This window comes from Pseudoxanthomonas fibrivorans, assembly GCF_041464125.1.
Taxonomy (GTDB): Bacteria; Pseudomonadota; Gammaproteobacteria; order Xanthomonadales; family Xanthomonadaceae; genus Pseudoxanthomonas.
Map to the genome: position 1 here is coordinate 490,373 of NZ_JBGNUG010000002.1, position 11,442 is coordinate 501,814.

Below are 11,442 nucleotides of genomic sequence, written 5' to 3' on the forward strand. Positions count from 1 at the left end.
CGGTGACGGGCATGCGCGCACTGGCCGTGCGGCTGGTCGCGGCGTGGCTGCTGCTGGCGGGCGCTGCGTCCGCGTCGGCCCAGCCCGCTCCGCCGGCGGCGATTCCGCCGCTGGACGCGCCGGTGGTCGACACCACCGGCACGCTCGACGCGGCCACGGTACAGCGGCTGGACGCGCAGGCGCGCGCGCTGCAGCAGCGCAAGGGCAGCCAGCTGCAGGTGCTGGTCGTACCGACCACGCAACCGGACAGCATCGAGCAGTACGCGGTGCGCGTGTTCGAGGCGTGGAAGCTCGGCCGCGCCGGGGTGGACGACGGCGTGCTGCTGCTGGTGGCCAAGGACGACCGCGCGGTCCGGATCGAGACCGGCTACGGGCTGGAAGGCGCGATTCCCGACGCGGTCGCCAACCGGGTGATCCAGGAATACCTCGTGCCCAGGTTCCGCGCCGGCGATTTCGGCGGCGGCATCGAGGACGCCACCGCGGTGCTGGTGAAACTCGTCGACGGCGAACCGCTGCCCGAGCCGGTCAGCCGCCACCGCGCGGGCGAGGAGCGTCGGGGTGGCGCGTGGTTGCCGGCGCTGTTCATCGCATTCGTCGTCGCCAACGTGTTGCGGGCGGTCCTCGGCTGGCTGCCGGCGCTGCTGCGCGGCCCGCTGGTCGCCCTGGCCGGCGGCGCGATCGGCTGGTGGATCGCCTCCAGCCTGGTCGCCGCCGGCCTCGGCGCGATGGTCGGCCTGGTGATCGGGCTGTCGAGCCTGAAGGCGGGGCGCTACGTGCGGTCCGGCCGCGGCGGTGGCTGGGGCGGCGGCGGCTTCGGAGGAGGCTGGGGCGGAGGCGGTTTCGGAGGAGGCGGTGGCTTCGGCGGTGGCGGCGGCTGGTCGGGCGGTGGCGGCATGTCCGGTGGCGGCGGCGCTTCGGGGCGCTGGTGATGGCCTTGGCGCGCTGGCTCCGCCACCTGTTCGCGCCCTCGGCGGCCGGCCGCTTTCCGGCGCCGGCGCTGGCGCGCATCGGCGAGGCGGTCGCCGCCGGCGAGCGGCTGCATGGCGGCGAGGTGGTGTTCGCGGTCGAGGCCGGCCTGTCCTGGGCCGCGCTGGCCGCCGGCACCACGCCGCGGGCGAGGGCCGAGGACGTGTTCGCGCGCCTGCGGGTGTGGGACACGGACGCCAACAACGGCGTATTGCTGTACCTGCTGCTCGCCGACCACGCCATCGAGATCGTGGCCGACCGCGGCCTGCACGGGCGGGTGGGGGACGCTCAGTGGGCGGAGATCTGCAGCGCGGTGGCGGCCGCACTGGCCGATGGCGACGCCGAGCGCGCGGTGGCCGACGGCGTCGCCCGGATCTCGGACCTGCTGGCCCGGCATTTCCCGCCCGGTGGCGACGCGGGCGACGAGCTGCCCGACGGTCCGGTGCTGCTGTAGCGCACCCGGGCTGGCGTGGGCGCCGCCCGCGACCACCGTGCCATGCCGCTCGGGCACAATAGGCCTTCCGCTCGAAGGGTCGCGCAATGATCGTCCTGCACCAGATCGATCCGATCGCCATCTCGCTGGGGCCGGTGCGGGTGCACTGGTACGGGCTGATGTACCTGCTCGGGTTCCTCGCGGCGTGGTGGCTGGGCCACCGGCGGATCCGCGCCGGCCGCCTGCCCGGCGTGGACGGCAACGCGTTCTCCGACCTGCTGTTCTACGCGATGCTCGGCGTGGTCCTCGGCGGGCGCCTGGGCTACGTGCTGTTCTACGGGCTCGGCGAACTGGTGCGCGACCCGCTGATGATCGTGCGCGTGTGGGACGGCGGCATGAGCTTCCATGGCGGCCTGATCGGCGTGCTGGTCGCCGCCTGGCTGTGGTCGCGTGCGCGCAAGCTGCACTTCTTCGACACCATGGACTTCATCGCCCCGCTGGTGCCGCCGGGGCTGGGCTTCGGCCGGCTGGGCAACTACGTCGGCGGCGAGCTCTGGGGCAAGTACACCGAGGCCGGCTGGGGCGTGGTGTTCCCGACCGGGCTGCCGGAGGCATACCGCGGGCTGGACCCGGCGGCGCTCAAGGCGCAGTTCGACGCCGGTGCGCTGGACGCCTTCGCGCGCCATCCCTCGCAGCTTTACCAGGCTTTCCTCGAAGGCCTGGTGATGTTCGCGGTGCTGTGGTGGTTCTCGGCGCGCCCGCGCCCGCGCTACGCGGTATCGGGCATGTTCGCCCTGTTGTACGGCGGTTTCCGCTTCCTGGTCGAATTCGTGCGCGTGCCCGATGCGCAGCTGGGCTACCTGGCCTTCGGCTGGCTGACCATGGGCCAGGTGCTGAGCCTGCCGCTGGTCGCGCTGGGGCTGTTCCTGCTGTGGCGCTCGCATACCGCGCCGGTGCTGCAGCCGCAGCCCGTCGCCCCGGCGCGCGGGGCGACGCCATGAGGCAGTACCTAGAGCTGCTGGGGCACGTCCTCGAGCACGGCACCGAGAAGGCCGACCGTACCGGTACCGGCACGCGCAGCGTGTTCGGCTGGCAGATGCGCTTCGACCTGCGCCAGGGCTTCCCCCTGGTGACCACCAAGAAGCTGCACCTGCGCTCGATCATCCACGAGCTGCTGTGGTTCCTGAAGGGCGAGACCAACATCGCCTACCTCAAGGACAACCGGGTCAGCATCTGGGACGAGTGGGCCGACGCGGACGGCGAGCTGGGCCCGGTCTACGGCAAGCAATGGCGGCGCTGGGCCGGCAGCGACGGCAGCGAGATCGACCAGGTCCGCTGGGTCGTGGAGGAGATCCGCCGCAATCCGGATTCGCGGCGTCTCATCGTCAGCGCCTGGAACGTGGCCGACCTGCCGAAGATGGCGCTGATGCCGTGCCACACCATGTTCCAGTTCTACGTCGCCGACGGCCGGCTGAGCTGCCAGCTGTACCAGCGCAGCGGCGACATCTTCCTCGGCGTCCCGTTCAACATCGCCAGCTATGCACTGCTCACCCACATGGTCGCGCAGGTGACGGGCCTGGAAGTCGGCGACTTCGTGCACACGCTCGGCGACGCGCACCTGTACTCGAACCACTACGAACAGGCGCGCGAGCAGCTGGCACGCACGCCGCGCGCGCTGCCGGTGCTGAGGCTGAACCCGCAGGTGACCGACCTGTTCGCGTTCGCCCATGACGACATCGCGATCGAGGGTTACGACCCGCTGCCGGCGATCAAGGCCCCGGTGGCGGTGTGAGCGTCGAGGTGTCGCTGGTCGCCGCGCTCGACCGCCGTGGCGGCATCGGCCGCGGCAACGACCTGCCGTGGCGGCTGCCGGACGACCTGAAGCGGTTCAAGGCGTTGACCCTGGGCAAGCCGGTGCTGATGGGGCGGAAGACCGCCGAGTCGCTCGGCCGCGCGCTGCCGGGCCGGACCAACCTGGTGCTCACCCGCAGCGGCGCGGTGCCGTTCGAGGGCATGCGCGCGGTCGCCTCGCTGGAGGCGGCGCTCGAGGTGGCGCGCGCGGAAGCGGCCGGCGAGCTGTGCGTGATCGGCGGAGGCGAGGTCTACGCCCTGGCCCTGCCGCGCGCCGACGTGCTGCAGCTGACCGAAGTGGATACCGTGGTCGTCGACGCCGACACGTTCTTCCCGGACTGGGACCGGCGGCAGTGGCGCGAAGCCGCGCGGCAGGCGCATCCCGCCGATGCCCGCCACGCCTGGGCGTTCGACTTCGTCGAATACCGCCGCTTCCCGCGCGGATGACCGCGCGGGGCGGCTAGTCCTTGCGCAGGTGCGGCGGCAGCGCCTGCACGTCGCGGCCGGCCACCTGCACCACGTGCAGTTCATCGGTGTCCAGGCGCAGCGCGGTCAGCTTGCCGCCCCACACCGCGCCGGTGTCGATCGCATGGATGCCCTGGGTGATGGTCAGGCCGAGGGTGGACCAGTGCCCGCAGACGACCTTCAGGTCGCGCTCGACCCGGCCCGGGGCCTCGTACCACGGATACAGGCCGGCGGCCTGGGTTCCCGGCGGGCCCTTCTCCTCGATCGCGATGCGACCGCGCGGCGTGCAGTAGCGCGCGCGCGTGAACCAGTTGATGGTCGCGCGCCAGCGGTCGTGCCCGCGCAGTCCCGGCGACCAGTTGGGGCGGTCGCCGTACATGTTGCGCAGCAGCCCGCGGTAACCGTCGCCGCGCAGCTGCTGCTCGATTTCGGCGGCGTACTGCTCGGCGTTCTGGGTGGTCCACTGCGGCGCCAGGCCGGCGTGGACCATCATCCAGCCCAGTGCGCGGTCGGCATGCACCAGCTTCTGCCTGCGCAGCCAGCCCAGCAGTTCGGTCGCGTCGTCGGCCAGCACCACCCGCTGCAGGTCCGGGTTGACCTTGCGCTTCTCGGCCGGGGCGCGTTCGCCGATGGCCAGCAGCGACAGGTCGTGGTTGCCGAGAACCACCACGCTGCGCTCGCGCAGCGAATGGACCAGCCGCAGGGTTTCCAGCGACTGCCCGCCGCGGTTGACCAGGTCGCCGCAGAACCACAGGGTGTCGGCCGCCGGATCGAAGCGGATCGCCTCCAGCAGGCGCTGGGTGGCGTCGTAGCAGCCCTGCAGGTCGCCGATGGCCCAGGTGCTCATCGCGGCGGCCTCAGTGCAGGGTCCGCGGCGCGGTCAGCAGGAACGGGGCGATGGGGGCGTCGAAGCGGGTGCCGTCGGCAGCCAGCATGTCGTAGCGTCCCTGCATCGCGCCGTCGCTGGTCTCGAGGACCACGCCGGAGGTGTATTCGTAGTCCTCGCCCGGTTCCAGCCAGGGCTGCTCCCCGACCACGCCGTCGCCGTGCACTTCCTCCGTGCGGCCGTTGCCATCGGTGATTTCCCAGTGGCGCGCCAGCAGGCGCGCGGCCACCCGTCCACGGTTGCGGATGCGGATCGTGTAGGCGAACACGTAGCGCCCGGCGTCCGGTTCCGACTGGTCGGCGAGGAAGCGCGGTTCGACGTCCACGTCGATCACGTAGGGCATGTCCTGTTGCATGGAGGCAAGTGTAAGCGAAGGCCGTGAGGGCCGAGACCACGAGCGGCCACGCGCGCGCATGCGCGCGGCCGCGCGGCGGCTACGCCGGGGCGTTGGCCAGACGGATGAAAGCGGCCACCTCGAGCTGCTCGGCGCGGGCATCCGGGGCGACGCCGGCGGCCTCGAACTGGGCCGGGCCGCATACGCCGGCGAGCGCGTTGCGCAAGGTCTTGCGGCGCTGGCCGAAGGCGGCCCGGACCACCTCGGCGAAGCGCGCGCGATCCTCGATGCCCACGCCGGCCGGGTCGCGCGGCACCAGCCTCACCACGGCCGAATCGACCTTCGGCGCCGGCCGGAATGCGCCGGGCGGCACCACGAACAGCGGCTGCACCTGGCAGTAGGCCTGCAGCATCACGCTCAGGCGCCCGTAGACCTTGGTTCCGGGCCCGGCTCCCATCCGGTCGACGACTTCCTTCTGCAGCATGAAGACCATGTCGCGGATCGCCGCGGCATGGTCGAGCGCGTGGAACAGGATCGGCGAGGAAATGTTGTAGGGCAGGTTGCCGCAGAGCTTGATCGGGGTGCCGGCGGCCAGCGCGGTGAAGTCCACCTGCAGCACGTCGCGGTGGACGATGGTCAGCTCGCCGACGCCGTCGGCCATCGCGGTGAGCGGGGCGATCAGGTCGCGGTCGAACTCGATCACGGTCAGCGCGCCATGGTGGCGCAGCAGCGGCAGGGTGATCGCGCCCTGGCCCGGGCCGATCTCCACCACCCGCTCGCCCGGTTGCGGGCCCACCGCCTGGACGATGCGCTCGATATAGACGCGTTCGTGCAGGAAGTTCTGGCCGAGGGACTTCTTGGGCTGGTGGCTGGTGCTCATGCGCCATTATCGCCGGGCGCGCGCCTCGCCGGAGCCCCGGCAGCGGATGGCGGCGCGGACGCCGCCGCCCGGCCGCTCAATCCATGCCCAGCTTCTTGAGCTTGTAGCGCAGGGCGCGGAAGGTGATGCCCAGCTGCGCCGCGGTCCGGGTCTTGTTCCAGCGGTTCTCTTCCAGGGCCTTCTGGATCGCCGCGCGCTCGAGCTGCTCGATATAGGAGGGCAGGGCACCGGTGCCCGGATCGATGTCGAGCACGGCTTCGGCCTGGATCGCGGGGGCCGCCTGGCCGTTGGGCTCGGCACCGGTGCGCGCCGGCCCGGCCTGGGGCAGGTGCAGGTCCGGGGCGTCGATGCGGTCACCCTCGGCCAGCGCCAGCGCCCGTTCGAGCACGTTTTCCAGTTCGCGCACGTTGCCGGGGAAGGCATAGCCGGCCAGGGCCGACATGGCCGCGGCGGTCAGCTCGGGCGCGGGGCGGCCCTGCCCGGCGGACAGCCGCTGCAGGATCGCGTCCGCCAGCTGCGGCAGGTCGCCGGTGCGTTCGCGCAGCGGCGGCACGCGCAGCTCGATCACGTTGATGCGGTAGTACAGGTCGTGGCGGAAGCGGCCATCGGCGACCAGGCCGGAGAGGTCCTTGTGGGTGGCCGAGAGGATGCGCACGTCCACGGCCACCTCGCTGGCCGCGCCCACCGCACGCACCGATTTCTCCTGGATCGCGCGCAGCAGCTTGACCTGCATCGGCAGCGGCAGTTCGGCGACTTCGTCCAGGAACAGGGTGCCGCCGCTGGCGGCCTGGAACAGGCCCGGCTTGTCGGCGTGCGCCCCGGTGAAGCTGCCCTTCTTGTGGCCGAAGAACTCGCTTTCCATCAGCTCGGCCGGGATCGCGCCGCAGTTGACCGGCACGAACGGCCCGGCCGCGCGGGCGCCCTGCTCGTGGATCGTGCGGGCGACCAGTTCCTTGCCGACGCCCGACTCGCCGAGGATGTAGACCGGGGCCTGGCTGCGGGCCACCTTGGCGATGGTCGCGCGCAGGGTGGCCATCGCCGAGGAATCGCCCAGCAGGCGGCTGGCCTGCTCCGGCGGCGGTGGCGGCGGCTTGGGCCGCTCGGCGTTGTTCAGTTCCAGCGCGTGCCGGACGAGGCCGCGCAGGACATTGATGTCCACCGGCTTGCTGACGAAGTCGAAGGCGCCGGCCTTCAGCGCCTCCACCGCCAGGTCCATGCTGCCGAAGGCGGTGATCATCGCCACCGGGGTCTGCGGGTAGTTGCGCGAGATCTCGCCGACCAGGTCGATGCCGCTGCCGTCGGGCAGGCGCATGTCGGTGAAGCACAGGTCGTAGCGGCTGCCGGCGAGCAGCTCGCGGGCCTCCGCCAGGTTGGCCGCGGTGTCCACGCGCAGGCCCATCCGGCCCAGCGTCAGTACCAGCAGTTCGCGGATATCGCGCTCGTCGTCGACGATCAGGGCACTGCGGTTTTGGCTCATGCCGGAACGATAGCCGAGTCGGGGAACCGGGCCAAGTCTGGGACGGACGTCACAAAGACAGGATGGTGTTCGGCCCCGGCAGGCCGACCCGGAAGCAGGCACCGCCGCCGGGGACCGGCACGTAGTCCAGCGTGGCCTGGTTGGCGCGGCTCAGTTCGCGGGCGATGTACAGGCCCAGCCCGGTGCCGTGCTCGGACGTGGTGAAGAACGGCCGGAACAGCTGCGCGACCACGCCTTCGGGGATGCCCGGCCCGCGGTCCAGCACGTCCACGAACGCATTGCGCCCGTCCTGGAACACGCGCAGGCGCACGCGCGAGGGCTCGTCCATGATCCGCCCGTACTTGAGCGCGTTGTGGACCAGCGCGGTGAGGATCTGCTGCAGGTGGCGGGGATCGACCAGCGCCTGCACCGGCTGCGCCGGGACGATCGCCTCCAGGCTGTCGGTCTCGATCGACAGGGTCTGCCGGTAGTCGTCGACGAAGCGGCGCACGAAGCCGCCCAGGTCGAGGTTCTCGGGATTGGCGCGCTCGCGCCGGGCCAGGCCGAGCACGCTCTCGACGATGCCGTTGGTGCGCAGGCACTGCTGGTGGATGATCTGCAGCAGGCGCCGGTCGGCGTCGTCCACGTTCCGCGACTCCTCCAGCAGCTGCACCGCGTAGTTGATCGCCGCCAGCGGGTTGCGGATCTCGTGGGCCAGGCTGGCCGAGAACCGCCCCAGCGCGGCCAGGGTCAGCGATTCGGCGCGGCGGGACACGACGGTGGTGTCGTCGAGGAAGACCAGGGTCAGGTCGCTGTCCGCCAGCAGGCGGGCGAAGCGCGGCTGCACCTCGGGCTGGTCGGGGAACAGCTGCAGGGGGGTGTCGTCCACCTGCCAGCCGCCGCGCCAGCGCTGCAGCCGGCGCGCCAGTTCGGGCGCGACGTGGTTGAGGCCGGCCGCACCGGCCTCGCCGCCATCGCCCAGCAGCAGCGATGCCGCCTCGTTGGCCAGGGTGATGCGGTTGTCGGCGTCGACCACCAGCACGCCGGTGCGCATGCGGCGGATGATCAGCTCGTTGATCTCGACCAGGTTGGCGACTTCGGCGGTGCGCTGTTCGGCCAGCCGCTGGCTGGAGCGCGCGCGGTGGCCGATCTGGTTGCCCAGCCAGGCCAGCGCCAGGTAGCTGGTCACGAACATCGTGAGCTCGGCCAGCGACCGGGGCGGCTGGCCGTCGGCCAGCGCCGACCACAGGTATTCCAGGACCAGCGCCACGCTGGCCAGGCAGGCGACGGTCATGCCGTAGCGCAGCGGCAGCAGCATGGCGGCGGCGGCGACGTTGAACAGCAGCATCATCGCGATGCCGGCCGCGACCGGGGGCAGGGCGTGGGTGGCGAGCGTGGCGGCGAGGATGTCGATGCAGGCCCCGCCGAAGACCAGCGGCACCAGCCAGCGTTCGTTGCGCCCGAGCAGCAGCAGGGCGACGGCCGCGACCATGTAGGCCACGGCCACCGCCCCGCCCATGGCCGCGCTGCGGGGGTCGCCGATGACCGTGGCGACCGGGCTGAACACCAGCGCGGCCATGATCCCGGCTTCCAGCACCCGGTACAGGCTGAAGAAGTAGAGCTCGCGCCGGGGGATCGATTCGAGGCGTTCGATGAGCGAAGGGGGGGACAATCCATGGCTCCCGTGGCGGCCGGCGCCAGTATAGGCACAGTCCCTGGCGCGCCCGGCGGACGTCCGCCGGGTCCCGCAAAGCCCCGCCGGGCCGGCTTTTTGCACCGCCGCAGGCTTGTCGGCGACAATACTGCCCCCGCCCCGCAAGCCCCCGGCCACCCGGCCCGGACCCAGGGCCCGCCCGGCGGCCGTCCCCACCCCACTGGTGAAGCATGAATTTCCACGAGTACCAGGCGAAACAACTGTTTGCCGACTACGGCATTCCGGTCCCGGCCGGGCGCGTCGCGTCCACGCCGGCTGAAGCGGTCGATGCGGCCAAGGCCCTGGGCAGCGGCCCCTGGATGGTCAAGGCCCAGATCCACGCGGGCGGGCGCGGCAAGGCCGGCGGCGTCAAGTTCTGCAAGACGACCGACGACGTGTTCAACGCCGCCATCGGCATGCTCGGCACCAGGATGGCCACCTACCAGTCCGGCGGCGTGGCGCTGCCGGTGAACCAGGTGCTGGTCACCGAAGCCGGCGAGATCGCCAAGGAACTCTACCTGTCGGTGCTGGTCGACCGCGGCAGCAAGTCGATCACCTACATCGCCTCGTCCGAAGGCGGCGTGGACATCGAGCAGGTCGCGGCGGAAACCCCGCACCTGATCCAGACCCTCAACGTGAATTTCGTCGAAGGCCTGCAGCCGTACCAGGCGCGCGACGTCGGCTTCGCGCTGGGCCTGAACGCCAAGCAGACCGGCCAGCTGGTCAAGATCATGACCGGCCTGTACCGCCTCTTCAACGAGAAGGACTTGGCCCTGGTCGAGCTCAACCCGCTCGCCATCCTCGACAGCGGCGACCTGTACGCGCTGGACGGCAAGGTCAACTCGGACGACAACGCCAGCTTCCGCCACGCCGACCTGGTCGCCATGCGCGACAAGAGCCAGGAAGACGAGACCGAGGTGCTGGCCAGCCAGCACGACCTCAACTACGTCACCATGGACGGCAACATCGGCTGCATGGTCAACGGCGCCGGCCTGGCGATGGCGACCATGGACGTGATCAAGCTCAACGGCGGCGAGCCGGCGAACTTCCTCGACGTCGGCGGCGGCGCCACCAAGGAGCGCGTGACCACCGCGTTCAAGCTGATCCTGTCCTCGGACAAGGTCAAGGCGATCTTCGTCAACATCTTCGGCGGCATCGTCCGCTGCGACATGATCGCCGAGGGCATCATCGCCGCGGTCAAGGACGTGGGCGTCAAGGTGCCGGTGATCGTGCGCCTGGAAGGCACCAACGTGGAGGAAGGCAAGAAGCTGCTGAAGGAAAGCGGCCTGGCCATCATCCCCGCCGACGACATCAACGACGGCGCCAAGAAGTCGGTCGCCGCGGTCGCCGCCTGAACCCATTCCTGCGGGAATCCGCCACCGGTCGAGCCGCGGTCACGCGGCGCGCCGGAAGCGACCCGCGACGAGCAAGGATTAGAAAATGAGCGTCCTCGTTAACAAGAACACGAAGGTGATCGTGCAGGGCTTCACCGGCCAGCAGGGCACCTTCCACGCCGAGCAGATGGTCGAGTACGGGACCCAGGTCGTCGGCGGCGTCACCCCGGGCAAGGGCGGCCAGACCCACATCGGCCTGCCGGTGTTCAACACCGTCGCCGACGCGGTCAAGGCCACCGGCGCCGACGCATCGGTCATCTACGTGCCGCCGCCGTTCGCGGCCGACGCGATCCTCGAGGCCGCCGCCGGCGGCATCAAGGTCATCGTCTGCATCACCGAGGGCATCCCGGTGCTGGACATGCTGCGCGTGAAGAACGTGCTGAAGGGCTACGAGGGCGTGACCCTGATCGGCCCGAACTGCCCCGGCATCATCACCCCGGGCGAGTGCAAGATCGGCATCATGCCGGGCCACATCCACAAGCCGGGCAAGATCGGCATCGTCTCGCGTTCGGGCACGCTGACCTACGAAGCGGTCAAGCAGACCACCGACGTGGGCCTGGGCCAGTCGACCTGTATTGGTATTGGCGGCGATCCGATCAACGGCCTGAACTTCGTCGACTGCCTCAAGCTGTTCAACGAGGACCCGCAGACCGAGGGCATCATCATGGTCGGCGAGATCGGCGGCAGCGCCGAGGAAGAGGGCGCCGAGTACATCAAGCAGCACGTCAAGAAGCCGGTCGTCGGCTTCATCGCCGGCGCGTCGGCCCCTCCGGGCAAGCGCATGGGCCACGCCGGCGCGATCGCGTCGGGCGGCCAGGGCACGGCCGAAGGCAAGTTCGCCGCGATGGAAGCGGCGGGCGTGACCACGGTCCGTTCGCCGGGCGACCTGGGCGCGGCGATCAAGGCTCGCCTGGGCGGCTGATCCCCCCCGGCATGCACACGGAAGAAGCCGCCTCCGGGCGGCTTTTTCTTTGGGCGCCGTCCGGGGGTGGCGCCTGCTCGCAGGGAATGAACCTGCGCATCCCGTCGGGAGGCATGCGCCGGAAGCACGGAACGCAGGACAGCCAGAGGCCGCCTTGGGGGC

General features: G+C 71.1%; 12 protein-coding genes. 7 read left to right on the forward strand and 5 right to left on the reverse strand.

The window, feature by feature from the left end:
- Positions 1–11: 11 nt before the first annotated feature.
- From ACA089_RS15700 to ACA089_RS15720, 5 genes are all read left to right on the forward strand, one after another.
- Entirely contained in the window at positions 12–929 is a 918-nt protein-coding gene (locus ACA089_RS15700) for a TPM domain-containing protein (RefSeq protein WP_372018665.1), read from the forward strand.
- Between the two features lie 5 nt (positions 930–934).
- Entirely contained in the window at positions 935–1,420 is a 486-nt protein-coding gene (locus tag ACA089_RS15705; protein WP_372018668.1) for a TPM domain-containing protein, read from the forward strand.
- Between the two features lie 86 nt (positions 1,421–1,506).
- A complete protein-coding gene (gene lgt / locus ACA089_RS15710) occupies positions 1,507–2,400 on the forward strand; it encodes a prolipoprotein diacylglyceryl transferase (RefSeq protein WP_372018670.1) in 894 nt (297 codons plus the stop codon).
- On the forward strand, positions 2,397–3,191 hold the full coding sequence (locus tag ACA089_RS15715) for a thymidylate synthase (RefSeq protein WP_372018671.1): 795 nt from the start codon (positions 2,397–2,399) through the stop codon (positions 3,189–3,191). Before lgt ends, ACA089_RS15715 begins: the two co-directional genes overlap by 4 nt.
- Positions 3,192–3,199: 8 nt before the next feature.
- The gene (locus ACA089_RS15720; protein ID WP_372018985.1) at positions 3,200–3,697 is read left to right on the forward strand and encodes a dihydrofolate reductase; all 498 of its coding nucleotides are present in this window, start codon (positions 3,200–3,202) and stop codon (positions 3,695–3,697) included.
- A gap of 13 nt (positions 3,698–3,710) precedes the next feature.
- On the opposite strand, the gene ACA089_RS15725 is transcribed toward ACA089_RS15720, so the two are convergent.
- The 5 genes from ACA089_RS15725 to ACA089_RS15745 form a co-directional block, all read right to left on the reverse strand.
- Positions 3,711–4,562, reverse strand: a complete 852-nt coding sequence (locus tag ACA089_RS15725) for a symmetrical bis(5'-nucleosyl)-tetraphosphatase (protein WP_372018673.1) — start codon at positions 4,560–4,562, stop codon at positions 3,711–3,713.
- A 10-nt stretch (positions 4,563–4,572) separates the two neighbouring features.
- Positions 4,573–4,956 (reverse strand): Co2+/Mg2+ efflux protein ApaG, encoded by a 384-nt coding sequence (apaG, locus tag ACA089_RS15730; RefSeq protein WP_372018675.1) that lies wholly within the window; start codon positions 4,954–4,956, stop codon positions 4,573–4,575.
- A 79-nt stretch (positions 4,957–5,035) separates the two neighbouring features.
- A complete protein-coding gene (gene rsmA, locus ACA089_RS15735) occupies positions 5,036–5,815 on the reverse strand; it encodes a 16S rRNA (adenine(1518)-N(6)/adenine(1519)-N(6))-dimethyltransferase RsmA (RefSeq protein WP_372018677.1) in 780 nt (259 codons plus the stop codon).
- Between the two features lie 76 nt (positions 5,816–5,891).
- Complete coding sequence (locus ACA089_RS15740; RefSeq protein WP_372018679.1) at positions 5,892–7,292, reverse strand: sigma-54-dependent transcriptional regulator; 1,401 nt, start codon at positions 7,290–7,292, stop codon at positions 5,892–5,894.
- Between the two features lie 49 nt (positions 7,293–7,341).
- Entirely contained in the window at positions 7,342–8,943 is a 1,602-nt protein-coding gene (locus tag ACA089_RS15745) for a sensor histidine kinase (RefSeq protein ID WP_372018681.1), read from the reverse strand.
- A gap of 212 nt (positions 8,944–9,155) precedes the next feature.
- On the opposite strand from ACA089_RS15745, the gene sucC reads away from it, so the two are divergent.
- Positions 9,156–10,319 (forward strand): ADP-forming succinate--CoA ligase subunit beta, encoded by a 1,164-nt coding sequence (gene sucC / locus ACA089_RS15750; protein WP_372018684.1) that lies wholly within the window; start codon positions 9,156–9,158, stop codon positions 10,317–10,319.
- Between the two features lie 85 nt (positions 10,320–10,404).
- Entirely contained in the window at positions 10,405–11,280 is an 876-nt protein-coding gene (gene sucD / locus ACA089_RS15755) for a succinate--CoA ligase subunit alpha (RefSeq protein WP_372018687.1), read from the forward strand.
- The last annotated feature ends 162 nt before the right edge of the window (positions 11,281–11,442 follow it).

Excerpts from the sequence above, each read along its gene's own strand:
- ACA089_RS15700 (WP_372018665.1), top strand. The coding sequence starts at position 12 with ATGCGCGCACTGGCCGTGCGGCTGGTCGCGGCGTGGCTGCTGCTGGCG.
- lgt (WP_372018670.1), top strand. The coding sequence starts at position 1,507 with ATGATCGTCCTGCACCAGATCGATCCGATCGCCATCTCGCTGGGGCCG.
- ACA089_RS15715 (WP_372018671.1), top strand. The coding sequence starts at position 2,397 with ATGAGGCAGTACCTAGAGCTGCTGGGGCACGTCCTCGAGCACGGCACC.
- ACA089_RS15725 (WP_372018673.1), bottom strand. The coding sequence starts at position 4,562 with ATGAGCACCTGGGCCATCGGCGACCTGCAGGGCTGCTACGACGCCACC.
- apaG (WP_372018675.1), bottom strand. The coding sequence starts at position 4,956 with ATGCAACAGGACATGCCCTACGTGATCGACGTGGACGTCGAACCGCGC.
- rsmA (WP_372018677.1), bottom strand. The coding sequence starts at position 5,815 with ATGAGCACCAGCCACCAGCCCAAGAAGTCCCTCGGCCAGAACTTCCTG.
- ACA089_RS15740 (WP_372018679.1), bottom strand. The coding sequence starts at position 7,292 with ATGAGCCAAAACCGCAGTGCCCTGATCGTCGACGACGAGCGCGATATC.
- sucC (WP_372018684.1), top strand. The coding sequence starts at position 9,156 with ATGAATTTCCACGAGTACCAGGCGAAACAACTGTTTGCCGACTACGGC.
- sucD (WP_372018687.1), top strand. The coding sequence starts at position 10,405 with ATGAGCGTCCTCGTTAACAAGAACACGAAGGTGATCGTGCAGGGCTTC.